The organism is uncultured Desulfosarcina sp., from assembly GCF_963664155.2.
GTDB lineage: Bacteria > Desulfobacterota > Desulfobacteria > Desulfobacterales > Desulfosarcinaceae > Desulfosarcina.
Map to the genome: position 1 here is coordinate 1489339 of NZ_CAXXXH010000001.1, position 25079 is coordinate 1514417.

General features: G+C 51.1%; 22 protein-coding genes and 1 pseudogene. 8 read left to right on the forward strand and 15 right to left on the reverse strand.

Annotation, left to right across the window (positions count from 1 at the left end; translation table 11 throughout):
• Window positions 1-40 precede the first annotated feature (40 nt).
• Window positions 41-319, forward strand: coding sequence for a hypothetical protein (locus ACHZBS_RS06685; RefSeq protein ID WP_319405735.1), 279 nt, complete (start codon window positions 41-43; stop codon window positions 317-319).
• Between the two features lie 545 nt (window positions 320-864).
• Window positions 865-1353: an EF-hand domain-containing protein gene (locus ACHZBS_RS06690; protein WP_319405736.1), complete on the forward strand. Its 489-nt coding sequence runs from the start codon at window positions 865-867 to the stop codon at window positions 1351-1353.
• Window positions 1354-1845: 492 nt separating this feature from the next.
• Here the strand turns inward: ACHZBS_RS06690 and ACHZBS_RS06695 are convergent, their stop codons facing one another.
• From ACHZBS_RS06695 to ACHZBS_RS06715, 5 genes are all read right to left on the reverse strand, one after another.
• Window positions 1846-2442, reverse strand: a complete 597-nt coding sequence (locus ACHZBS_RS06695; RefSeq protein ID WP_319405737.1) for a hypothetical protein — start codon at window positions 2440-2442, stop codon at window positions 1846-1848.
• 153 nt (window positions 2443-2595) lie between these two features.
• Complete coding sequence (locus ACHZBS_RS06700; protein WP_319405738.1) at window positions 2596-3345, reverse strand: response regulator transcription factor; 750 nt, start codon at window positions 3343-3345, stop codon at window positions 2596-2598.
• Window positions 3346-3723: 378 nt separating this feature from the next.
• Window positions 3724-4581 carry a hypothetical protein gene (locus ACHZBS_RS06705; protein WP_319405739.1) on the reverse strand — a complete coding sequence of 286 codons (858 nt, stop codon included), beginning with the start codon at window positions 4579-4581 and terminating at the stop codon, window positions 3724-3726.
• A gap of 236 nt (window positions 4582-4817) precedes the next feature.
• Window positions 4818-5438 (reverse strand): hypothetical protein, encoded by a 621-nt coding sequence (locus ACHZBS_RS06710; RefSeq protein WP_319405740.1) that lies wholly within the window; start codon window positions 5436-5438, stop codon window positions 4818-4820.
• Window positions 5439-5557: 119 nt separating this feature from the next.
• Entirely contained in the window at window positions 5558-6202 is a 645-nt protein-coding gene (locus tag ACHZBS_RS06715; RefSeq protein WP_319405741.1) for a DUF6515 family protein, read from the reverse strand.
• A gap of 230 nt (window positions 6203-6432) precedes the next feature.
• Between ACHZBS_RS06715 and ACHZBS_RS06720 the strand changes: the two genes are divergently transcribed.
• The 5 genes from ACHZBS_RS06720 (at window position 6433) to ACHZBS_RS06740 (ending at window position 10708) form a co-directional block, all read left to right on the forward strand.
• On the forward strand, window positions 6433-7827 hold the full coding sequence (locus ACHZBS_RS06720) for an ATP-binding protein (RefSeq protein WP_319405742.1): 1395 nt from the start codon (window positions 6433-6435) through the stop codon (window positions 7825-7827).
• Between the two features lie 13 nt (window positions 7828-7840).
• On the forward strand, window positions 7841-8521 hold the full coding sequence (locus ACHZBS_RS06725; protein ID WP_319405743.1) for a response regulator: 681 nt from the start codon (window positions 7841-7843) through the stop codon (window positions 8519-8521).
• A 265-nt stretch (window positions 8522-8786) separates the two neighbouring features.
• Window positions 8787-9020 (forward strand): hypothetical protein, encoded by a 234-nt coding sequence (locus tag ACHZBS_RS06730; RefSeq protein WP_319405744.1) that lies wholly within the window; start codon window positions 8787-8789, stop codon window positions 9018-9020.
• The gene (locus tag ACHZBS_RS06735; RefSeq protein ID WP_319405745.1) at window positions 9020-10231 is read left to right on the forward strand and encodes an ABC transporter permease; all 1212 of its coding nucleotides are present in this window, start codon (window positions 9020-9022) and stop codon (window positions 10229-10231) included. The genes ACHZBS_RS06730 and ACHZBS_RS06735 overlap by 1 nt, the downstream gene beginning before the upstream one ends.
• Before the next feature lie 120 nt (window positions 10232-10351).
• A complete protein-coding gene (locus tag ACHZBS_RS06740; protein ID WP_319405746.1) occupies window positions 10352-10708 on the forward strand; it encodes a hypothetical protein in 357 nt (118 codons plus the stop codon).
• Window positions 10709-11426: 718 nt separating this feature from the next.
• Here ACHZBS_RS06740 and ACHZBS_RS06745 read toward each other — a convergent pair.
• From ACHZBS_RS06745 to ACHZBS_RS06780, 8 genes are all read right to left on the reverse strand, one after another.
• Entirely contained in the window at window positions 11427-14585 is a 3159-nt protein-coding gene (locus ACHZBS_RS06745) for an efflux RND transporter permease subunit (RefSeq protein WP_319405747.1), read from the reverse strand.
• Between the two features lie 8 nt (window positions 14586-14593).
• Window positions 14594-15805, reverse strand: a complete 1212-nt coding sequence (locus ACHZBS_RS06750) for an efflux RND transporter periplasmic adaptor subunit (RefSeq protein WP_319405748.1) — start codon at window positions 15803-15805, stop codon at window positions 14594-14596.
• Between the two features lie 25 nt (window positions 15806-15830).
• Window positions 15831-17276 carry an efflux transporter outer membrane subunit gene (locus tag ACHZBS_RS06755; RefSeq protein WP_319405749.1) on the reverse strand — a complete coding sequence of 482 codons (1446 nt, stop codon included), beginning with the start codon at window positions 17274-17276 and terminating at the stop codon, window positions 15831-15833.
• Between the two features lie 121 nt (window positions 17277-17397).
• Window positions 17398-17949: a sigma-70 family RNA polymerase sigma factor gene (locus ACHZBS_RS06760; protein ID WP_319405750.1), complete on the reverse strand. Its 552-nt coding sequence runs from the start codon at window positions 17947-17949 to the stop codon at window positions 17398-17400.
• A complete protein-coding gene (locus ACHZBS_RS06765) occupies window positions 17946-18410 on the reverse strand; it encodes a periplasmic heavy metal sensor (protein ID WP_319405751.1) in 465 nt (154 codons plus the stop codon). Before ACHZBS_RS06765 ends, ACHZBS_RS06760 begins: the two co-directional genes overlap by 4 nt.
• Window positions 18407-18814, reverse strand: coding sequence for a zf-HC2 domain-containing protein (locus tag ACHZBS_RS06770; RefSeq protein ID WP_319405752.1), 408 nt, complete (start codon window positions 18812-18814; stop codon window positions 18407-18409). Before ACHZBS_RS06770 ends, ACHZBS_RS06765 begins: the two co-directional genes overlap by 4 nt.
• A 510-nt stretch (window positions 18815-19324) precedes the next feature.
• Window positions 19325-20437: an IS110 family transposase gene (locus ACHZBS_RS06775; RefSeq protein WP_319405753.1), complete on the reverse strand. Its 1113-nt coding sequence runs from the start codon at window positions 20435-20437 to the stop codon at window positions 19325-19327.
• Between the two features lie 587 nt (window positions 20438-21024).
• A complete protein-coding gene (locus ACHZBS_RS06780; RefSeq protein ID WP_319405754.1) occupies window positions 21025-21327 on the reverse strand; it encodes a hypothetical protein in 303 nt (100 codons plus the stop codon).
• 1009 nt (window positions 21328-22336) lie between these two features.
• Here ACHZBS_RS06780 and ACHZBS_RS06785 point away from each other — a divergent pair.
• A complete protein-coding gene (locus tag ACHZBS_RS06785; protein ID WP_394708034.1) occupies window positions 22337-23314 on the forward strand; it encodes a transposase in 978 nt (325 codons plus the stop codon).
• Here ACHZBS_RS06785 and ACHZBS_RS06790 read toward each other — a convergent pair.
• Window positions 23291-23662 (reverse strand): annotated as a pseudogene (locus ACHZBS_RS06790) (transposase); the annotation flags it as partial. The gene ACHZBS_RS06785 and the pseudogene ACHZBS_RS06790 overlap by 24 nt on opposite strands.
• A gap of 25 nt (window positions 23663-23687) precedes the next feature.
• Entirely contained in the window at window positions 23688-24905 is a 1218-nt protein-coding gene (locus ACHZBS_RS06795; protein WP_319405756.1) for an ISL3 family transposase, read from the reverse strand.
• Window positions 24906-25079 lie beyond the last annotated feature (174 nt).

Here is a 25079-nt window from a genome sequence, read left to right on the forward strand (position 1 = left end):
AGCCCTCCTGCGTACCAATGATACAGGAATTGAGATCGATTTGAATAATCGGGTGCGGCAAGAAAATGATAGAAGAAAAAGAGAAGAAGATCGTTTAAAATTTACATTATGGAAGAAAATGGACGGGGAAGGACCTGGACTATTTCAAACCGCCAGGAAGAAAACAGTTTTAGAACGCCGCTGGCACCTGGTGGGTGTCAGCATCGAGCATCTGTCCTGGAATGATTTTATCAAACGCTATGACAAGCCCGGGACGCTGTTTTATTGTGACCCGCCCTATTATAAATCTCCGGTACCAGGGCGAGAAAGGATGCGATAATGATGATTGCCAGTGCAGTTAGCTTGAATGTGGTGATGAAAAGTTTTTTCAATAGGCGTTCCTCCTCGAAAGTAAAATGGTTGTTGAAAATCCCACCTATTCAGTAATTCATATATCTACGTACAGTTGTTTAAATGGATTTTAGGAAAAAAAACAGGCTGGGTGCTATTGAACGGGAAAACGGAAAAGTTTTTTCATGATGAAAAATCGGTGCTGTCTGGAAGCGATTTTAAACATTGTCTGATTACCATATTTCCAAAACATCCTCCGCAATTTCCACGGGATACTTATTAAGTATCAAACTCACTATCCTCGCTATAATTTATATGGATATCTTTTCACAGGTATTCGATCATGGCGCCTCATTTATCTATTATCTCTCCTCTTCAACATTGTTACATACTGTTACCTTTCTGTAACACAAAACCAATAAAGACTCTTCTAAACAGGTCGATAACAATAACAGTTCACGATCACGAAACCCGGGAAGGCCATACTGGAAATTCCCGAATTTATCTTACCCAACAAAAAAAGGAGGCACAATCATGATGTCAGGTATTTCAGGGATGAGTGGTATGATGGCCGGAATACGTCCCGACCCGCAACAGATGTTTAATCGTATGGACAAAGACGGCAGTGCCAACATCGACAAGGATGAATTGAGTGCTGTGGTGCAGGAAATGGCGGAGCGTACTGGTACCGAAATCGATGTGGACAACCTGATGGTTGACTTTGATGAAGATGGGGACGGGGTTCTCAGCCAGGATGAGACTCATGCTGCCATGGAAAGCCTTAAGGAACAGATGGGCCCGCCACCCATGAATGGGCCAAAGCCTGGTGGCTCCATGCCGGGGCAGGAGGGTTCGGGTATATATGGTACAGACGGCACGGAAGAGCAATCCGCCATTGCCCAACTGCTATCATCCCTATCCGAAGCGGAGGATGAAGAAGAAGAATCGTCCATCATCCAGCAGTGGATACAAACGCTCAAAGGGGAAAATCAATCATACACTCCTGTCGATACCAAGGTATAGTCAGACACCGATCCCTCCGGGAGACGATCTACAGGTGATAATGGTTTATCCATTCTGCTTTTGAGCAAACGAAAAGAGTTTTCAGCAGTAGCGATGTTTTATCCGTTCCCTTGCGGTCCAGGCTACAAGTAAGAATATGGTTGGAGAGGATTTTCTATTGTTAGCCAGAAGCGCAATAACTGCCTCGATCAGGATATTACACAAGCCCCCCTAAAAGCGTTCGACCTGAATTTACAATTGTTGGTGGGAAATGTAGTAAGTATCATTTCCCACCAACAAACACCTATAGCGTCCGCATCATAATCCAGATTTAATAAATTTGATGCTACAAAAAGTGTTCAGCAAACGATAAAAAATTTGCCTCTTATAAAATCTATCGTCAGAAAATGGGGTAAAGCAGCTGAGGAATCGAAAATTTGTTAAAATGATGGCAAACTCAAAGTGATCCACCATTGAAGCTATCAATGTTGGAATGTATCTTATGGTTATAATTTATTCATTGAGAATTAGGCCAGGATAGTTTTTTTTTGCACAATCGGAGCATATCCCATGACTAAATTTCACAGTTGAATATTTATGAAAGTATTCATCAACCTGCTGCCAGCAATCGGAATCGTCTCTTACCTTGTGGCAGAATGAGCAAATTGGCACAATCCTGTGAAGTTCTGATAGTTCAGTAATATCCTCTAGGGTAAGGATAAAATAGTTATTGTTTTGATATCGGAAGGGTGCGCAGCTTACAATAAAGCATATTTCGTGGATTTTTCCGTTGTATTTAAGACTCATGTCAGCTATCTGCTTGAACACATGTGTTCCATTTATAAAAGCCTCTGAGGTTTGCCGAATAGCGCATTTGAAACAAGCATCAGCCTTTCCACAGGTGCCTGCGGTATTTAGCGTATAGATGCAATTAATCGCATAACCGCACAATCGCTTTTGTTTTAAGCTCCAATCGCTTCCAAGTATTCGTTCGGATGCAATATTTGCATCATGGATAATAAGATCCTTGTCGATAATTAAAACTGGTGAGAGGAAGGCGTTTATCATGGAACGCAAATATTCTTCACCGGCAAAACGTTGCTTTTTCATGCATAGACTCCATCGCAGACGAAAACCAGCTTGCCACATAAACCTATGGGGATTCCACTATATACGCTACCGGCTGTTCATACATTGAAAACCCATTAACAAATTACGATGCATACTTCACAGGCAATCTTTGGTGACTAACAAAAAGACCGCTTAGCGAGCACTACCTTCGTGTTCAACTAACAAATACCCAACGCCTCGAACGGTTTTTAGGTAATTGGGCTTTTCAGCGTCATCACCCAGTTGGTGACGGATTCGAGAAACATAAACATCCACGGAACGATCGAAGCCATTGTATTTCTCCTTGTACAAAGCTTCGTATAATTCTTCCCGGGAAACCACCCGTCCCGAGCGTTTAACCAGGTAGCAAAGCAGGTCGAATTGCATGCTGGTCATTTCAATACTGTGATCGGCCAAAGATACCATTCTCCGGGCTTCATCTACTACCAATTCGCCCACCCGGATCTGACGCTCCCCCACTTTACCAACCAATCTATGACCGCGTCTGAGATGGGCGCAGATCCTAGCCGTCATCAGTTCCTCCGATACGGGCATTACAATATAATCGTCGGCACCCCGCTCGAAAGCCAGCAGTTGAGCAGTTTCTGCGGCATCCTGCCCTTGGAGAAGGATAGGACCACTAAAATATGGCCTAATCGTGCTGCAAACCTCATAGCCACCGGCTCCCGGCAAATGAAAATCCAAGAGAACAATGTCCGGAACACAAGTGATAATTGCATCTATGGCCTGATTGCTTTCCGGTATACAATTAACGATAAAACCTTTGGCTTTCAAATAATCGGATAATGGGTGTGAGGTGCCACAACCTGCTTCACAGATAATGATGGCTGGGCGATTTTTAAAGACATCCGTGGAGTTCAAACTACCACCGTTTCTATTCATGCTTTAAGGCCTGAATGGGATCCAGGTGGGACGCATTTTAGCCGGTACGTATCCAAAAAAAGCAACACCCACAGCCCCGGAAAAAATAAACGCAGCTGCCACAATACTGGGCCTGAAAATTAAGGGACCGCCGAAAAGCTTAGAGCCGCTCCCTGAAGTGCCGAAGCCTATGGAAATGCCGATCACTCCGCCAAAGAAGGCCTACACTATTGATTCCACAAGAAACTGCATCAACACTTCCCGCTCCAGCGCACCAATGTTCAAGCGGGTGCCGATCTCGTGGGTATCAAGACGATAATGGTTCTGATATAAATTGCAAAATTGGCGAACAGATCTGTCTTTTCTCACTCCTTACATCTTTGCGACACGCGCTTTATGCTATCCTGATGCACGGTTGGCCAATTGAACCTGCAGCCAAACTTCAAACGGGTCGTTTTCCTCACCGAGATGGAGACCTTCAGATGCATGGCTAAAGACGCGGCCACCTGCACTTCCTCCTGGACCAGGCCCGCTCATGCCGCCACCGGGACCGCCGCGTCCCATCTGGCCGTTGGTAGGCGCCCTTTTCCGGCTTTCTTTTTCGGGTGTATTGATCTGGATGCCAACGCCTATGTCCATCCCCGGTTCAAGACCGGAAAGGCATGGTGCTGCCTGGAACCCGATGTCGAATTCATAGATCAACCGGCCTTCTTTGGATTGCCCTACCCCAATCTCTATGCCGGTAAGATGGACCTCATCCATTGTCATTTTTAAAGGGCCGGTGGTGTCCTTATAGGTGATTTCGAGCTTTTTTAGCGGCACTACAGAAGGCAGCTTCGGTTGATTGCCCATCGAACTGCCCCGATCATCTGTTGGCCTCATAACACCTGTCTCGGATCGTGACCCCAGAGTCGGTCCTTTGGGATCTCCGCTGGACAGATGAATCCCGAAAGTTTTCGCTTTACCACCCTGAGGATCCAACCAGATGGTTAATCTTCCGAGGCCATTCTGCTTTTTCAAAGCGTTGTCGCTTATTGAAATACAAAGAAACAGCGCCTCGGCATGATTGGCCATCCGGACGGCTATCTGACGGCCTTCATCATAATATTGGGGAATTTCCTGCCATTCATTGTCACACCCGTTGGCAGCAATGTTATAGTTGCACCAATGAGCGGTGAGTTTGTGCACCGCACAGCCTGCCTGGAAGAGAAACAGCATCAGCAAGCCAATACCCAAAGCGATTCGTTTCAGGCGCATCCTCTTAATATTTTTCCTTCTCGCCGGAAATATCGATAAAGTTGAGAAAAAAAATCATCCTGCACTGCCCATCATTGATGGTTTCCAAACCTTCAATCAGATTGCGTTATGATGAGACGAGAGATTCAAACGGAGGAGCCAAATTGTTTGCGTATTGAATCCCTCGCCTTATCACCGTATCTGGGTTTGAAAAAAGGTTTTGAAACCGCTGCCAATCAAATTTGAATACATGAAAGCTATTGCGGCTCAAATTCGGTTTCAGTATATCCATCCGATCGACCCGTTCGATGCTTTGGCATGGATTCTTCTCGGGTGATATACCCGTTATGATCTGCATCTAAACGGTCAAAAAGTTCTGTCGGCCCACTAAACTCCGCTTGGGACACCGCCCCGTCCTGATCAGTGTCATCGTTGAAGAATCCGCTACCTTCGGGAGGTCTCGGCCTGCCGGCAAGCAGTTCCTGGATGCTCAATAATCCGTCACCGTCGTCATCCAGATGATCAAAATGGTCCAACGGTCCGGCAAACTCCGATGCGGAGAGTTGTCCGTCACCGTCGGCATCAAAATTGGATATCATCTCTTTCGGATCAGGCCCGCCATGAGGAGGATCTTGCGGGGCTTCCGCAGCATCGAGATATCCGTCCCCATTGATGTCCAGACGACTGAACTGGAAGTCGTCACCGGGGAATTCATCAACGGCGACCAGGCCATCACCGTCTTGATCAAAATGTTGAATAAAAGGCGATTCATCTGCACCTATTTCGTTATCCTGAGCCCATACAGCCATCGGATTGAAACAAATCGCTGCGGTAATGGCTGCCGTTTTCAACAAATACCGGATACGTTTATCGTTCATCGACATACCCCTTTGATTGATGGTTCTTTCTTTAATTTCTGAAGATAGTCTACCATTGAAATGTGTAGAAAATAGGGAGATCGTATTGAAAACTTGTGTTGATTGGATCGAACCATTTTTTATTCCTGGGCATCGGGGTCCATTATGCGGGTAAACTTCATTGCCACCCAGCCGAAAGTACTGTCGGGCAGACGAACATAGTACCAACCCGGCGAGGTTTCCATTATTACCAGTGTGTCCCAATAATGCACCTGATGAATAACCGCATGGCTCATGCCGGGTCCGGAACGTACATTGAGTACCTCTACCTCCACGACCACGGTTGATCCACCTGCGTTCTGGTTCGCTTCCTGATATTGGACCGGGTCCTGCGGAGTATCCACAACAACGTACCCGGAAGGGGCTTTTTGATAGTAAACGCCGGCAAGCAGGAAGTAGGTGATACCGGCAACAATAATGGTTTCAAATCCCATTGGCAGGCGAGTGACCACGGCACCTCTGGGTGGCCTGACTACTCTAAAGCCTTTCGGATCCCGACAGTAGTAAACGCCTTCATGAAAAAGATAGTGGCCGGATCCGACACGTACAGGCTGATGATTCGGTGGAATTTGTTGGTAGATTCTGCCTGGTTGGGGATAGGGTGCATTTTTTCGAGGCATTGGTGGGCCAGCCCATACCGTTACTCCCATGGCCAACCCGAGGGCCAATATCCCTATGGTCAGGTTGCGCAAACGTGTATGTCGGTTCAGATGAATAAGCGTCATGACAAACTCCATATTAATGAAAGTGATGTAATCATCAGGCGATTACCGGCCACTTCCAGTGAATAAAGTAATATTAGCGCGCAATTGTGGAGAAATTGTGAAGAAAATATGCGTTTTTGCGGAAGAACCGAGATGTCAATTGAAATCAAAGCTAAAATGTTTTTTATTGAACCCAGGTTCGAAAATGCTGAATAACTGTTAAGGTATGCAACGGATTAAATGGACCTCGAATGATAAAAACAAAGTTGTCTTTCAAGCTGTTCGGAGCATTTTTTTTGATCCTGGCCATTGTTGTCGGCGCCATGTTTTTGTCGCGTTATCTTTTTTCGCTTAATTTCAAAAACTTTATCCACCAGATGGAACTGGAGAAATTGCAGGCGCTGGTGCCTTCCTTGCAGGAAGAGTACCGTGCCCACAATAGCTGGGCGGGTATCACGGGCGATTCACAAGCCTGGCAACGCCTGTTGCGCGAGGGATCGGATATAAGGGGACATTTCCCCCCGCCACCTATAGAAGGGCTTCCCGCCGGTGGACCGCCACGGGTTTTCCTGACGGATGCCCAACATCAACCGGTTGTCGGCGTACCTGGACCTATAGACCAACGAGAATTGGTGGCCATTGAGGTAGATGGCCAAATTGTCGGATGGCTGGGGTTACAGAAACATGAACCATTCAAGTCCGGACCGCCGGCAGCCTTGCTTGAGCGCCAGACCATGCAGTTTTATTTTCTAAGCGGTTTTGTGATCGCCATGACCGCGATCATTGCCTTCATGTTCTCACGGCATCTCCTAATGCCCATTCAGCACCTTACCCGAGGAACCCGGGAGTTGGCTAATCGAAATTTCACCGTTCGCATCGAATCCACCACCAGAGACGAACTGGGTCAGTTGTCCGAAAATTTCAATGTCATGGCCCAAAAGCTTGAAAATTATGAAAGGATGCGCAGCCAATGGCTTACCGACATCTCCCATGAACTGCGGACGCCACTGGCCATACTTCGCGGTGAAATCGAAGCACTCCAGGATTGCGTACGCGACCCTACGCCTCATAACCTGGCCTCTTTGCATGCGGAGATACTCCGGATAAGCAAGCTTGTGGAAGATCTGCATCTGCTCTCTATGGCCGATTCGGACAGACTTTTTTTCAATAAGCAGTGGGTTCGCCCTTACAACGTCCTGATTAAAATCCTGGAAAACTATCGTACCCGTTTTATCCAGTGCCAAATTGAACCCGAATTGAAGCTCAGCAAAATCGAATGGCGACGCATTAAAGGGGATGCCGACCGGCTGGAACAGGTTTTTACCAATATCCTTGAAAATGTATGCAAGTATGTGCCGTCGCCGGGCATCCTGAAAATAACAGGTCAAGCTGACAATCAGTATTTAACACTTTATTTCCAGGACTCCGGACCTGGTGTGCCCGACGAAGCACTGTCCCTTTTATTCGACCGCCTTTACCGTGTGGATTCTTCGCGCAGTCGTGATACGGGCGGCAGCGGATTGGGGTTGTCAATCTGCAAGCATATCATTGAAATGCACGATGGCCGGATATGGGCGGAAAACAATCCGTTGGGAGGCCTGTCCATTGGTATCAGGCTTCCATTGGTCAAAAAGGAAGACGAGTGAGCAAGGAGCGTTAATGGCGGAGGAACGTATACTGGTCGTTGAGGATGAAATCAAGATCGCCAATCTTTTGAAAGATTATTTATCTAAAGCCGGGTTCAAAGTGTCCTGCCTGAACCGCGGCGATGAGGCCATCGAGAAGATAAAAAGTATTGCACCGGCTTTGATTCTGCTCGACCTTATGTTGCCCGGTGCGGATGGTATAGCTGTTTGCAGGGAGGTTCGAAAGCTTTCAGATATCCCTATCATCATGGTTACCGCCAAAGTCGATGAAGTAGATCGCCTGGTAGGCTTGGAGATTGGAGCAGATGACTATATCTGCAAGCCCTTCAGCCCACGTGAAGTGGTGGCTCGAGTCAAAGCGGTATTACGACGTGCGCGGCCCAATACCCCACCACGGCGCCTAATCGCCGGGCCAATCATCTTGGATGAGAACACTCGCCAGGTGACAATCGACGGAGAAAAACTCAGCCTGACTCCCAGTGAGTATGGCCTGCTCAATGTCTTGATTTCTTTTCCAGAACGCGTATTCTCACGAATGGAACTGTTGGATAAAGTTCAAGGATATCAATTTGAAGGATATGACCGCACTATCGACAGCCATGTCAAAAATCTGCGAAAAAAAATAGCCAATCAATTGCCGGGAAAAGAGATTATTCTGACCATCTATGGAGTTGGGTATAGAATAAACATATGATGAACCATATTTTACGAATTTCTGACGCATAAAATTTGTGATTCACAATAACGATGTCGCCCGCCGTCCCTTGTCCACATACAAAACGATACTGGAACGCAAACTTTCCAATACCCGTTCCAACCAGTGAACCCCAGACGGGAAAAGTGGATGTCGAATCGCTGGAAGAGATCAATCTAAACCCCAAGCTCTGGGGAACGGTTTTCGGTGCCGGTGATGGCGACTAACGCTGCCGATCATTGTAGCGGTTACGGGCTGTGTAACCGTGGGTCCTAACTACTCCCCACCTGATATGCCGATAGCCGATGAGCCCGCCGGCAATCTGGATTCCCTGCGCAGCAAAGAAATCATGGTTATGCTGCGACACTTCAATCGCCGTGAAGGCATTACCATTGTGATGGTGACCCATGAATCCGAAATGGCGACCTTTGCCGATCGGGTGATCCAGTTCAAGGACGGCGGCATCATCGACGATCGCCAACCTGAACGGGAGGAGTGATGCTCTGGGAAACCTTTTTATTGGCCCAACGCGCCATCCGCCGCAATGTGCTGCGATCGTTTTTAACCATCTTGGGAATCGTCATCGGTGTCGCTGCGATGATCCTGATGGTCACCTTGGGAAGCGGGGCAACCGCAAAAGTCACCAGCGAAATCTCCAAATTGGGCAGTAACATGCTGCATGTTCGTCCCGGCCAGGACACGCGTGAACCCGGTGGAGCTCGTACAAGTGCCGATGCGTTTGATATCTCCGATGTCACGTCCATTCAAAACAGCATTGCCGGGCTCGCAGGGGTGGCTCCGGTTGCCCAAACGTCCCGCCAGGCGATTCAGGGCAGTGCGAACTGGTCCACGACCATGACCAGTTCGACCAATACGTATCTGATCGTTCAGGGGTATCGGTTGGCCGAGGGTCGGAACTTCACAGACACGGAGTTGAAAGCCGGCAAAGCCGTCTGCATGCTGGGGCAGACGGTTCGTTCAGAGCTGTTCGGCAGCGCCTCACCAATAGGAAAATCCATTCGCTTGAAATCGATTGCGCTACAGGTAATCGGCACCCTTGCGGAAAAGGGTCTCTCCAACTTCGGCAGCGATCAGGACGATCTGGTCATCATTCCTTTGCGCACCCTGCAGCGCCGCTTGGCCGGCAACACCGACGTCGACACGATTCTCATTTCCGCGGCCGAGGGGGTTTCCACCGATACCACCAAAGCAGACATCGAACGGTTGATGCACGAACGGCGTGGGATTCAGGCTGGCCAGGAAGACGATTTCCATGTCCGCGACATGAAGGAAATCATCGACACCGTCACCGGTACCACCACGGATCTCACAACGCTGCTGAGCGCTGTGGCCGCAGTCAACCTGCTGGTGGGTGGTATCGGCATTATGAATATCATGATGGTTTCAGTAACCGAGCGAACCCGTGGAATCGGCACCCGGCTGGCCATCGGTGCGCTCGAACGGGATGTGATGCTGCAGTTCCTGGTTGAGGCGGTGGTCCTGGCTGCCTGTGGCGGGATGATCGGAATTGCCGCGGGATTGGGCGCTTCCGTAGCCGGTGCATATCTGATCGGAGTTCCCTTTGTATTCAAACCGGGAATCGTGCTGACGGCTTTTTTATTCTCGGGTTTTGTGGGTGTGGCCTTTGGGTATTATCCGGCCAGGAAAGCCGCCCAGCCCAATCCCATAGAGGCGTTGCGGTACGATTAAACCCAAACCTACCTGTCCATTGCAAGTAAAAATTTCTTTGTCTCTGGGCAAATCCCAAACAGGCCAGTACAAAGCGGTCCCATAAATTTGTGTAGCCATGTGAAAGGAGGACAATAAGACATGAATTTGCATACAGTTGACAGCTTCATCGAGTTATATATCAATGACGGGCTTAGCTACTATGAAGTCAATAGATCGATTGAGTTATTTCGAGATCTGATAGGAGATTTCCAAGATCTTATCGTCTATGTGTCTTCCGAAAAATGCACATTATCATATCGACAGCTTCGTCTCATTATTGAAAAAGGACTAAAAAAAATGAAGCGGTGCAATATTGGTCGCATCGGTATTGTCGTGAATACCAGTCTGCAAGCTGGCATGGTGCGACTTTTTGTAGAAGGACTTCAGGAAGTGGAGTGCTCTTTTGGGGTGTTCAACGATAAAAAGAGTGCTCTTGATTGGTTGTTTGAGCGATAAATCCCGAGAACGAGATTACCATCGTTTATTTTGTTTTACTGCAACTGTTGAAAAACTGTGGCGATTAATTTGTTTCTCCACTCTTAATGAGGTGGAATCGTTTATGGAGAAAGACATCGTATTTTTGTTCAGGGCAGTATTGCTTTTTGCTTCGATGGTTTACGGCATCAACCCGTTCACGACCTGGAGATGCAGTCTGCATATGCATCCAATGGTCTTGACTCAACCGAAGACCTCCTCCGCCCGTTCGCAGAATTTCGGGTTGATGCGATAGCCTTGTCGATGTCTGAAGCGTGCTTTCTTTGGCCCACATGCACTGTGGTGTGCCATCTGCGATACCGAGTGGCAACTAACAGCCGATATGTCATCTCATTGAAAAAAGCCAAAAAGATAATAGCCGACAAATTATCAGACCCAGGTGATCAAGATGATATGTGCGAAGGTTGGTATGTAATCACAACTTTTAATTGCTTTGAGCCGACCATACTATTTTGAGGTTCCCAAGTCTGGACTTAAACTGCAGATGTGGCAAGAGCTATACATAGCTTTTGCTACCCTTTCTTTGAGTTAGAGAAATCTATTTTAATAGCAACTGTGTTTTGAAGTTGGGTTTAAATGATAAAAAGTCTCTACGACGAACAGCTCTGGATGGCTACCGTGTAATAAACCACCGGTTCCTCTTCTTTCGTTCCATGATACATCAATTGAATGAATGCCGCTATCCTTCACCTCTGGTAAGCAGTTGCGGTACCGGCGCATGCTGCCCATGATGCTCGACTTTGTCCTTCCGACGCCCCATCAGCCGTGCCAAATCGTCGACGATCAGGTAAAGCGAAGGCACCAGGACCAGGGTGATCAGGGTGGCAAAGAGCACACCGAACCCCAGGGATATGGCCATCGGGATCATCATGCGCGCCTGGAACGAGGTTTCCATAATCATGGGCATGAGCCCGCCAAAGGTGGTCACCGTGGTGAGCAGGATCGGACGGAAGCGCTGAACGCCGGCATTCAAGACGGCATCCAGGGGCTTCATATCCTTCTTCAAGTTGCGGTTGGCCATGTCGATGAGGACCAGGGAGTCGTTGACCACTACCCCGGAAAGGGCCACGACGCCGAACAGGCTGTTCAGGGAGAGAGAATAGCCCATAATCAGATGCCCCAGAATGGCACCGATGATACCGAAGGGAATGCTTACCATGATGATCAGCGGCTGGGCGTAGCTTCTGAACGGTACGGCCAGCAGGGCATAAATGCCGAACAGGGCCAGCAGCGAACCGGTCAACATCGCGCTGAGGCTCTCGCGCATGTCAGCCTGGTGCCCCTCGAAGCTGTAAGTCAGCCCCGGATAGCGCGCGATCAAATCGGGCAGGATGCCGCTTTTAAGTTCGCCAAGAATGTTTTCCGCCTGGGCAGGTGGATCCACGTTGGCTGTCACCGAAATATCCCGTCGGCCATTGGTACGCTCAATGGTGGTGTAGGCCCGTCCGGCGGTCATCTTTACGGCATCGCGCAAAAATACCTCGCCTTCGGGCACCCGCAGAATCAGGTTCTCCAGGGTTGCCTCGGATGTCCGCTCCTGTTCTGGCAGGCTCACCCGCACGGTGACCTCATTGCGGCCGCGTTGCTGGTGGACAGCCTGGGCGCCCTGAAACGCGTAGCGTACCTGCTGGGCGACTGACTGGGAGGTCAATCCCATCCGCTCACCCAGGGGTAGCAGCTGGATGTCGAACTGGCGTTTGCCCCGGGCCGAACCGTCATCGATGTCGTGCACGATGGCGAACTGGGCCAATTGTTCAGCCAGGTCACGGCTGGCCGATTCCAGCGTTCCAGTATCGGTGTGGCTGAGCATGACGGTTAGGTTTTTACCCGCCCCGGGGCCGCCCATGTTAGATTCAAAACGCAGGGTTTCCAGACCGGCTATGGTGCCGGCCTGTCGACGCCAGCGATCGACCACCTGGGAGGTGGAAATGGGCCGCCGATCCGCCGCCGTGAGAAAAATTCGCACCGAAACGGTGTTCGATGACACATTGCTGAGCACGCCTTTGGCCAGCTCGCTGCCGCCATTTTCCGCAATCACCTGCTGGGCTGTCTCCACCAAGTGCGTTTCGACGCTTTTCAATCGACTTTCGGGGCTTCCGTAAGCCAGCGTCGCCGAGGCATAGGCAAAGTCCGACTCGCTTCGCGGAAACATCTCCAGCCCCATCCGCCCCGAGGCGACATAGCCTCCCAGGGCCAACATGAGGAAGATACCGAAGGCCAGTACGGCATAACGTTGCCGCACCATAAAGGCCAGAAACGCGCCATAGCGTTCGCGTACGAACCGTTCGAAGGCCAGGCTGAAACGGGCCTGCCAGCGTTCCAGGTAATTCAGCGGCCAGACGGGCACCGTCCGCGTCCGATGGCCCAGATGGGCTGGTAGGATGAACAGGCTCTCGATCAAGGAAACCCCGAACACCGCCGCTACCACCAGGGGGATAACCTTGAAGATTTTGCCCATGAAGCCGGGAACAAACATCAGCGGCATGAATGAAACCATGTTGGTCAATACTGAAAAAACCACCGGCATGGCCACTTCACGGGTGCCGGCTACGGACGCCTGAAGGGTCGAAAGACCTTTGCGACGCCAGTGATAGATGTTTTCACCCACCACAACCGCATCGTCGACCACGATCCCCAGGGTCACGATAAAGGCAAACATGCTGATCATGTTGATGGAAAAATCGCCGGCCGAAAGGAAGATGAACGAGCCAATAAATGAGATCGGGATGCCCAGGCTGACCCAGAAGGCCAGGCGTGTTTCGAGAAACAGGGCCAGGAAGACGAAGACCAGTACCAGCCCCTGCAAGGCGTTCTTGGTGAGCAGTTCGGCCCGCTGGACGAAAATCTCCGACCGGTCCTCAAGCAGGGTCAGTGACAATCCCTCGGGCAGGGAGCGGTTCAGCTTTTCGAGAACGCCCTTGGCGGCGTCGGCGACTTCGGTGGGTGTCTGATCGCCGACCCTGTAGACATCGATCATCACCGCCGGCTGGCCGTCGAATCGCGCCCATGTATTGGAATCCTCGAAGCCCTCGCGCACCGTAGCCACATCGCCGAGCAGGATCCGGGACCCTTCAGCTTGTGTGAGCAGGGGCAGGCGGGCATATTCGCTGGCATAATCCCGGCGGTCCTTGACGCGCACCAGGATGTCACCGCCACCGGTTTTCAGGCTGCCGCCGCCAAGCTCCACGGATGCAGCGGCAATGGCATCCGACGCGTCACCCAAGGTCAGGCCGTAGCGTCGCAAGGTCGCCTGGGGAATTTCCACCTGGATCTCGTGGTCCTTTATACCGGTGAGTTCGACCTGGGTAATGTGATCATTTTCCAGCAACACATCGCGTACGCGGTCGGCCGTCGACCTTAAGGTTCGTTCGCCAACACTGCCGGAAAGGGCCAGGGTCAGCACCTCTCGCTTGTGGGCGGCGATGGCTGCCTGGGGATCTTCGGCCTCGTCGGGAAAGGTGTCGATGCGGTCCACCTCGCTCTTGATCTCCTGCCACAGGCGCATCACATCAGCCCCTTCCATCACGTCCACACTGATGCTGGCACCGCCCTCGCTGGCCGTGGAGGTGATCTCGTCCACGCCCTCCAGGTCACCTATGGCCTCCTCGATGGCCAGGATGATGCCGTTTTCCACTTCCTCAGGACTGGCGCCGGGATAGGCCACCGTGATGTTCACGGTATCCATGGTGAAATCGGGAAAGACTTCCTGTTTGATGTTCCAGCCGACGATCAGGCCGCCCACTAGGAAAACGAACATCAGCAGGTTGGCGATCACCGAGTTGCCCACCATCCAGGCCAGTGGTCCGCGATCCGAATTTTCAGGGATATGGGTCTGCATGAGTCAACTCACTTTCCTTCAGTGTCCGTTGGGGATCCGGCGACGGCATCCTCGGTCGTTTTCAGGGGCATCCCCTGGACCGGCGTGGTTAGACTGGACATGATTACCTGCTCGCTGGCCGCCACGCCGCTGGTCAGGTAGACGGCGTCATCGCTTTTCCAGGCAAGGGTGACGTTGCGGATATCCAGAGTATTGTCCTGGTTGATCCAGACGGTGTCGTCATCCTGCAGGGCCGCGCGTGGCAGTTCGATCACACCGGTCAGTTCACGGCCGGTGATGTCTGCGTATACGTAGTCGTCGATCATCAAGCGTGTGGACGTTGGATGACCCGCTGTGCCCAGCGGATTCTTGACCGATATGATCACGGTCGCCATGCGGCTGGTGTCATTGAGTTTACCGGCCACCTGAACCACATGTCCAGTCCATTGGCCTTCCCCCGCCTGAGATCGGATGGTAACCGGGCAGCCGCCCAGATAGTCGAGGTCGACCAGAGGCAACTGGCCCAGGGAGACCATTGCCTCGACCCAGAACTCGTCCGTGCCCACCAGGGTGGCCAGGCTCTCCTGGGAACCCACATAAGTCCCCACATTGACATTACGTTCGACGATCATGGCGTTGAATGGTGCTTTCACCACCGTGCGGTTCAGATCCAGCATGGCCTTGCGCAGGTCGGCCTCGGCGCTGGTGACATCGGCCTGGGCTTGCTGCAGTTGGGGTTTACGCATCGCGAGGTCTGTCTGTGCGACGCTTTCACCGGATATTTCTACCAGCAGGCGCAGCTCCTCCCGGGCGATGTTTTGGCTCCCCTGTTCGATGGCCAGGGCTGCCTGCGCAGTGGCCAGTGCACTCTGGGCTTTTTTCACGGCCACCTGGTAATCGGCCGGATCCAGGGAGAGCAGTTCTGCACCTTTGGCGATCCGCCCGCCGGGGATGTAAGCCTTGGCCGCCGATTGGACGACACCTGAGACTTGGGCTTTGAGGGTCACTTCACGGGCAGCGACAACGGTACCCATGGCCGCAACAACCGTACGTGCATCGCCGAGGCTGGCCGTACGGACCTCTACCACGGCAACCTTACGCTCCGGTTTTGAACGCTGCATGACCGGTGCAGTGGCCTTGAAATAAGACCAGGCGACCCCGCCGGCAACAATCAGCACAAGCGGCACGAAGGTCCTGCCCACTTTCGTCCAAAATGAGGTGTTGGTTTTGTTTTCTGACATATCGTTTGACTCCATCGTCTCTTTTTTATCCGTTCGCGAGTGCATCAACAGCATCCTTTTGTTTGCTGATACCGTTGGCGCCGGCCGCCCATTCACCGGTCCATTCGCCGCCCAGCGTCCGGTACAGGGTGATCCGGTTCTTGATCAGGGTGGCCTGCTCGTCCACCAACTGCCGCTCGAGGGTTTGAACACTGGTCCAGGCCGTCAGGTAGGAAAGGTAGTTGTCCTGGCCATTCATGTACTGCAGGTGCGCATCTTTCAGGGTCAGGCGCGACGCCTTGAGTTGCTCCTCCAACAAATCGATATACTCGCGCTGGCGCGTTTCCGTGACCAGGCTATCCTCGACCTCCTTGATCGCTTCGGCAACGGTCTGGGCGTAAGCGGTCAGATACTCCTCGGCCACACCCCGGGTACGGTCCACCTCGGCTGAACGATAGCCGCCGTCGAAAATCGGTCCGGTCAAACTGGCTGCCAGGGTGGTGACCCAGTTGCTGAACAACAGATTGAGGGCCTCGCTGGAAAAAGCGGCCTCGGCTGACAGGGTGATGGCGGGCAGCCGATCGGCCTGCGCAGCGCTGACCTGCCAGTCGGCCGAGCGTAGGCGCAGACCGGCAGCACGGACATCCGGTCGGTCGGCCAGAAGATCGGCCGGTAACCCGGCATCCGGAAGTGGAATCAGGTCCGGCAGTGTATTCTGGGCGATAGTGAGGCTGCCTGTGCCGGCATGGCCCAGCAAGACGGCCAGGGCATTTAGCTGCTGCTGCTCGGTCAATTGCAGTCCTGGCAGGTTGGCCCGGGCCGCAGCCAGGGCTGAACGCTGCTGGGAAACGTCCAGAGCATCGGCTTGGCCATTGACGAAGCGCAGTTCCTGGAGTTTCAGCATGCGCTCGTTCATCGCGATCTGATCCTCCAGGACCGCGATCTGCCGTCGTGCTGACAGGATGTCGACCCATGTCGTGGTCACTTCGGCGGCCACGGTAATGGCGGCTGCCTGCAGGTCTTCGGCGCTGGCATCGCGTGTCAGTTCCTCGGACTGACGCTGGGCGTCCAGACGCCCCCACAAATCGAGTTCGTAGGCCGCAACCAGTCCGGCTACAAAGGTTTTGCTTTGGGTATGGTCCGTACCGCTATCGTCGGTTCGGGTCTGCCGCCAGCTCTTATCGGCACCAGCGCTGTAATCGATGGTAGGCATCAGGTCGGCACCGGCCTGACGGGCGGCCGTATCGGCCTGTTTAAGGCGCGCCCAGGCCGTTCGGACATCGAAGTTGCCGGCGAGCGCCTCGATAACCAGCTGGTTGAGTTCATCGCTGCCAAAGGATTTCCACCAGCGGTCCGGTCCCGATGCGTCGCTGGTGTAGAGCGAAAAGTGCTCCGGTAGGTCGATGGGTGCATCCGGCCGCATCTGGGGCTGAAACATGCTGCAGCCGGCGATTGTAACCAGGCTGATGAGAATATAGACGGTTCTGATCATAGTTAACGCCTTTCGATTTTGCCCTCTTTTGCCTGGGCTATCAAGTTAAACGGCTGGGGTACCGAAAACCTGCGCAACTATTTTTAACGGTGTCGTAATAAATGGGATGTATGCCTGAAAATCAGTCGGTTTCTTCAAGCAGTTTACGCAACGTACGGCGGGCACGAACGAGAAGGGACTCCACAGCGCCGACAGACAGATCCATGACCTCGGCGATGTGGTTGTAGGCGAGTTGTTCGCTGTGGCGCAGCAAGATGGCGGTGCGCTGGTTGACCGGCAGATCGGCGATGGCCTTTTCCAGGCGGTCAATGGTGATGGCTCCCTCCAGAAGATCCAGCGGCGTCTCATCGGACGGCGCGTCGGGGATGTCATCGAGCAGTTCGGGACGCTTTTTACGGTAATGATCGATGCAAAGGTTTTTGGCAATCCGCAGCAAATAGGTTCTAAGGGAAGCGTTGGCCTGGTAGCGGCCGGCAGTCTGGTAGAGGCGCAGGAACGTTTCCTGGGCAATGTCCTCGGCCTCCTCGCGGGCGTCACCCAGCATCCGGAAGGAAAATCCGTACACCGCATCCTGGTGGCGCACGAGTAATTCGCCGAAGGCAGCCTCGTCGCCATCGGCAGTGCGGGCAACCAGTTCGGCATCGCTGTGGCGGGAATGACGACGAAAAATCATCGATCGTGTTTATCGCTGTGGTTTTCGAAGTTGGCGAGCAGAAGGGAGAAAAATTTGGATCCCTTCTCGTCGCCCAGCTGCTGGCGCAAATCGACCACATGAGTTTCGAATATGTTCGATTTTTGACTTTCCTTGGCCTGAGCCGCTTCGAACAGCCGATGGAGTTCAGCCAGATCCGCAGGGCCGCTGCCGGCCAACAGGCGGATAATATCGTCACGGGCCGTCTTAAGGTCGCGATCGTAGTTATCCATGGTTTCCCTGAAGCGGGTCATTGTCTCGAGAACGGTTTTTTCCTTTGACTCCGGGAGATCAAGGCGTTGCACTATCTCGACGAGTTCGCGCCAGGGGCGCTCCCGGTGCGATGTCGGGTAATTGATGATCATCGCAATCGCCATGATCACAAACCCGATGTTCAGGGCCACCGAAAACAGGATTAGCAGGCGTTTTTGAAAAAGGGTCACGGGTAGATTCCTTTGCTGGCATAAAAATTCTGGTAGAGATTGCCCGTGCCGGGGACCTGGCTGGCAGTGACATTGATACCCAGCACCGCACCGCACAAAAGCCCGGCCAGAGCCGCTCCGCAAACGGCGCTGCGCATGGCCATGCTGAGTCCCTGCCACCATTCGGCCATGCCCGGCCGCTTTAAATTGGAGCGAAATGCCCGGCGCGCCCGGCGGGCAAAATGATTTGGTGCTAAAATGGGTGGCAAACGGCTCAAGGCATCGGCGATCTGCTGCCGTGCCGCCAGTTCCTGCCGGCATCCCTGGCATTCTCCCAAATGTGCTTTCATCCGTTCCACTTCGGCGACCGGCAGTTCACCATCCAGCAGAGCATCGAGTCGATTTCTGACCATTTTACATTTCATCAGATCCTCCTGATCGACGGTGCCTACTGCACCGTGCCACATTTTGTGTCTCTATAGTACCATGAACGTGTGAAAGTGTAATTTCCTGCGCTATTATTTTTTTCCATGGGACTGTTCCAGCAATGGGCAGGTTCAAGGAGGCCAAAGACTGGGGAAGATCAAATAAGGTTGGTTGTGAATATCAAAAAAAGAATGAGGCGAAAGCCAATTCATACATCACGATTTATAAAATCGGAATTTACTGCTGATATGTTTGAAAGTGTCAATCAGAAAATACCAATCCAGCCCTATGCGACATAGGTCATCATTCAGCTCCCGGGCTCACTGAAGGAGCGCGATTTTTTAGCGACGGATGATCATGCTGATATACGCGGGTTGGGTACCGCATGACTTAGGTTCGTCGCGGAGCTGCCTCTCTCTATGGGCGGGAGTTTATGTATTCCCTTAGCAGTAACGAGGGTTCTCCATTCCGTTACCACGCTCCTTCAGTGAGCCTGGGAACACTTGTCTTTATGCAATTGTCTCCTGCATCTCTTTGTCGATTGCCCAAATGAAACCACCCAACTCACGAGCAATAGCGGTCACTACTGTTTGTTTGGATTTCCCCCTGGTAAGCAACCGACGGTAGCGGGCGCATAACCGTGTCTGGGCTTTCCAGGATATGTCCCGGATGCTTCTGGGAAGACCCTGCTGGCGATTCAAAAGAACGGTTGATACGCGTGCGGGCATTCGGTATGTCCACGCGGCCTGTACCAACACCCGCCGAACATGACCGTTTCCCGTTTTGGTAATAGCGCCTCGGCGAATGGACTTGCCACTGGAGTGCTCGGAGGGGATGAGTCCCAGGTATGCCATCAACTGCTTTGGATTTTGGAAGCAACTCATATCCCCAATCTCAGCCACAACCGTAACTGCCACGACAAATGAGACACCCCTTAACGCCTGGTATGCCTTAACCAACGGAGCTCGGCTCCACTGTTCAACAAACGCATGGATTTGCTCAGTGATCCGCTTGAGTCGCTGGCCACATTCATTGACCATATCGACATATTCCTGAAATGCAATTTGATCTGCTGGATGTGTGAACCTGACGGTCGCCAGCCAATTATAGTATACCTTGGTCCAATGACGATTCCCTCGATAATGGTGGCCGTAACGCAGCAAAAAAGATAACAGGCGTTGCCGTGCTTTGTGTTCAAAACGCCTCATGTCATCTCTGCACCGGACCAGGTCTCGGATAGCTTCATCTTCAGCGGTTGGGACATGGATGCTGGTCAACTCACCTGCTCGAAACAACCTGGCCAGGTTGATGGCATCACGACGGTCGGTCTTGATTCGGTCGCCACTCCGTTTAGGGATCATAGATGGTCCGACCACCGCGCAGTCGATATTTTTAGGATGAAGATGCCGATAGATTTGATAACCGCAGGGACCGGCCTCGTAAACAAATCGAAGTTCAATTGTTTTGGATTGTAACTTCTCAATCAATTTGTTCAAGGCATCGAGGGTGCTGTCGATTTTACCGTATGACCTTACTTTACCGTTTGATCGGTCATTTGCCAAAGCAACGTCAATCGTGTTTTGGTGGACATCCAATCCAATGTATAATACTTTTTTCTTCATGGCCTGCCTCCTTGGTTGTGGCTCTGAGCCGTTGTGACCTTAATGGTTCACATAGCTTAACCCACGTCGCAAGGGCGGCAGGCCTTTCAAACATTATGTCTATGTCCCCCAACACCAGCCTGACCAACAAAAAGTTGTACTTCCATCTATCATCAAACACCAGAATCCAGACACATGGCCCACGGTCCCGGGATTGATCCGGTTGGCCCATCGATGGTGCCGGCGGCTTGAACCGATTTCCAAATTGATTTTTCCGTTCTATCACTGGATCGAGGTTAAAAACCAAAACCGCGGATCCTGCTCAGTTGAACACCGCGTTGCAACTTATGGATTCCTTGGGTAGCGCCTGTTAAAGACCATCCCGCTGCCTTTTTCAGTTGGCCAGTCCTTCCGGCACCACTGAAATGCCGACCATGCTCTTCTATATCTCCAACAGCTTTTGATATTCTTCATTGTATTCCCGCTGAGTCAGGAACCGGGATTGCGGATAGTTTATGTAAATATGCGTTTTTCCAGTTTTTCCATCTCTATTTTTATCGACCTTTAAGACGACTTTTTGCGGCAAATAAACGTCCTGGGCACCCGTTTTATCGTCGGGGTTCCAAATACATCATGGCACTGAAATCCGCGATAAACAGCTTTTGAATCGATTCAGATATCATTTCCGAGCCAATCTCTGTTCCCTTTCCCTTCTTGATCGACCAAAATCCACCGCAGATCGTATTGTGGATCATGGCCAGGCCCAAAGGATTTTTAAATCCGAACTTATAGATTCGTTCGAGAATCCTGCCGTCGACTCCTTTGCCGGAGCCGAACTCGGAAAATTCAACGGTCTCGTCAGGATCGAATTTTACTCGCTTTCTCGGGACAAAGGGAAAGGTCCTGAACAAGGATTGCCTTATCGGTCAGTGCCTTCATTGAAGCGGTTCTCCTGCATTTTTTTAAGGGCCATTGCGACCGCTTCCCGAACCTACTGCGCCATTGAAATCTGCAGGTTGTCCGTTATCAGTTTAATCTGATCGAAATGCTCCGATGGCAGCGCCACACTTAATGATTTTGAAAATTGTCGTGTCCTCATTTATGAGTTCCTCCTTGTTAAATTGAATGAAAGGCACATCAAATGGCCATATCGTTTATTTGTTCTTCAAATTCTGGTGTGTTAGTCTCAGTTTGGAACTCAGCTCGGCTTTCAAATATAAATGGGGAAATCCCGATTTTGAGATTCCTCCATGACCACTATAGTCTCAGCTAACGATCTATATACCGACCACTTTCAGGATGCTATCCTTCCATTCAATTATAGGGTTACTGTTATATCTCTGATATATCGCCTTGATTGCAGCGTCGGTCTGACCCCTCTCAATTCTTCGAATCTCCTGCATCAAATATGGGTCTGCTCCTTTCTTTAATGTTCCTAAATGATTTAATTTTCCCAACCATATCTTATTGGTTACGAATGGAGAGAGATCGCTGATAAGGGTGGCCTTGCTTGAATCAGTAACACCCGAGTTCAGCGCCTTTACGGGTCTGTCGGATTCAAACCATTTGGCCTCGAGCTACGCGAATTATTGGTCGACAGCAAGTATGACAATCACAAATCGTGAAACGTGGGATAGCTGCTGAGGCTGTCGAAAAAGTAATAGCCCATCCACGGTCATCCATAGTCCATTTTTCTTGATATTTAACCACCTTAAAAGAATTTATTCTGTTTAAATATAGTTAGTTATGTGGTATATTGTATCTAAACTATCGATACAACAACCCGTAGCAATTAGGTGGCCTATGGCCCAGTACAAGCAATGCGATTATTCACAATCGATATTCGTACCCGTTTATCTAAAAGATCAATTAATGCCGGGCACGCTTGAGTTTGCCATCCATACCCTTGTGGAAAAGCGCATGGATCTATCCATCTTTGACGGCCAGTACAACAACGATGAGACCGGCCGCAAGGCATATGATCCCAAGGTATTGCTGAAGATCGTCTTGTTAGCCTACTCCAGGGGAATACTATCCTCACGCCAAATAGAGCGCGCCTGTAATGAAAATATTATCTTCATGGCATTGGCATGTGGTCAATGCCCGGATCATAGCACCATTGCCAAATTCGTATCATCGATGAAGGATCAGATCCTTCCATTATTTAGGGATGTTCTACTGGTCTGCGATCAACAAGGGCTTTTGGGAGGGACATTTTTTGCATTGGACGGATGCAAGCTTCCGGCGAATGCTTCCAAAGACAAAAGCGGTAAGTTTAATGAGATAAGAAGAAAAAAAGAAAAAATCGAGCAAACTGTCCAACGGTTGATGCAAGAGCAGATACAATCGGATCATAGTAAAAATAGTGGCTGTTCAGAGTCAGTGTCTCAGCAACAACAAATCGAAAAGTTGATGCACGAGGCGGATCGGATCGATCAATGGTTAAAAGACAACAAGCCTAAAAAAGGCGCCCAGGGTAAAGAGCGGCAAAGCAATTTAACTGACAATGAATCAGCCAAAATGCACACTTCCCACGGAGCGATCCAGGGTTATAATGGCCAAGCCTTAGTCGATGGTAAGCATCAGGTGGTGGTACATGCCGAAGCATTCGGCCACGGCCAGGACCACGGCCATCTATCCCCAATGGTTGATGGCGCAAAGAAAAATCTAATCAAGATTGGTAAATCCAAAAACTGTTTAAGGGGCAAGACATTTGCGGCTGACACCAATTATCACACCCAGGAAAACTTAAAAAAATGCATTGATGAAGATCTGGATACTTACATACCGGATCGATACTTCAGGAGCCTTGACGGTGGCTTCCCTGCGACGCTGGTTGGCACAGCAGCGTCTATCCATCGCCTTGAAATTATGACCAAGGCGTTTTTGGGCATCTGAAGAAGACAGCAGCGCGAAATCGACGGGTAGACAGCTGGCTCCATCAGACCAGCATAATGTCAGCATTCGGAATCCCTTGATGTATTTGCCTGTCGAATGGTCATAAACCCGCGACAGCAACTCTACCGTCTTGGATCGTGATCGGTCGTAGGTGCTGTCATCGATGATGAGAACCGACTCGCGATCATCATCGGTCAGGCGATTGAAGATCAGAAATATTTTTCGGGCCAAGGACAAGATCAGTTTACGCCAATTATGCCGAACCCCTTTGAGAAGTTCGTAGGCTGCATCTTTGCCGAAAGGCAAATCCTGGTTGAGGACAATGCCGCGATAAAAGTTTTGGCCCATAAATGACAGGCGGTTCCTCGCTGTTTCATGTGGGTAAATCGAACTTCAGTTTGCCTGCAATAAGATAAATCATGGTGATAAGTGTTCGCTCAGTTCGATACCCTCGGGCTCTGGCTTTGGCAGCTTGAATCAGACTGTTTATCCCTTCTAGGATTCCGTTATTGATCCTGGAGGTAAACCAACGCAGGACGCCGTCCCAGTGGTTCTTGATGGTGTATGCGGCTTTTTTCATGGGCTCCAGGCGGCTGTGGGTTGCCCAGAAATACCATTTCTTCAAAAAGGTTTCGGCGGTCCGGGCGGTCTGATTGTAGAATTCCTGAAAGTTGAGTTTGATGTGGTACGCCCGGCTGGTTTTGAGGTTGAGCTTTTTGATCGTCAATTGTTCAAGCTGTTCGGCCTGGGACGCCTTGAGGTTGGATGGGTTCTTCAGCCAAAGATAGCGGCTGCCCTTTAGCACCGGCCGGCCTTTGGATTCTTCCCGGCGAACCTGGTCCACCGCTTCGTTGAGGACTTTCAGCACATGGAACTTATCGAAGGTGATATGGGCTTCGGGAAAATGTTTTTCGACACCGCTGATGAACGCCGGAGACATGTCGCAGCACATCTCCTCGATAGCGCCGGGATTGCCGCCATGGTCGGTGAGATCTCTTTTGAATCGATCAACGGTTGATGCATCCTTGCCGCCGGTGGCGAACAGAACCCGGGTTTCGTCAAGATCGACAAACAGGCTGACATAGTTGTGGCCGCGGCGTCTTGAGGTTTCGTCCATGCCGACATGCTTGACCTGACTGTGGTCGGCGGCCTTACGCGCTTCGCCCACATAGTGATGCAAGATACGCCATAACCGGGTATCGTGCTCACGGACAAACTCGGCGACGGTTTTCACCGGCATAGCCTTGGCCAGTATCATAATCATCGCTTCAAACAACAGCGTGAAGCCGCTGCCGGGTCTGGCCCAGGGCACATCAACCAGACGGATGCCGCATTTTTTGCAGTCGATTCTGGCAACCCTGGCGGTCAGATACGCTTCGTGCTGGAAGAAGTTCAGATGCCGCCATGTTTTCTCGACGGTATCGTGGGCCTTGACTCCCGATAGCCCACATTTCGGGCAAGTGAAGGTGCTCCCTTTGGGAAAATCAAGGCGGATATCCAGACGCTTTTCATCGGGGTTGAAATCCGCTGTCGAAACCTGCCAGGGCGGTTTCAGACCAAGAGCCATTTGAAGGAGTTCTGTATCTTTCATAGTGCTTAGCGATTATCACTAGTGCGGTAAGTCAATCAACTATCTACCCATACGAAACAGCGAGGAACCTGACAGGCTGAAGATCGCTTGTGTAAAAGAACGAACGCTGTGGCCATGCCTTTTTCGGATGCCACATTGATGAAGCAAAGTGCCGATCCGGAATCGATTGAAAAA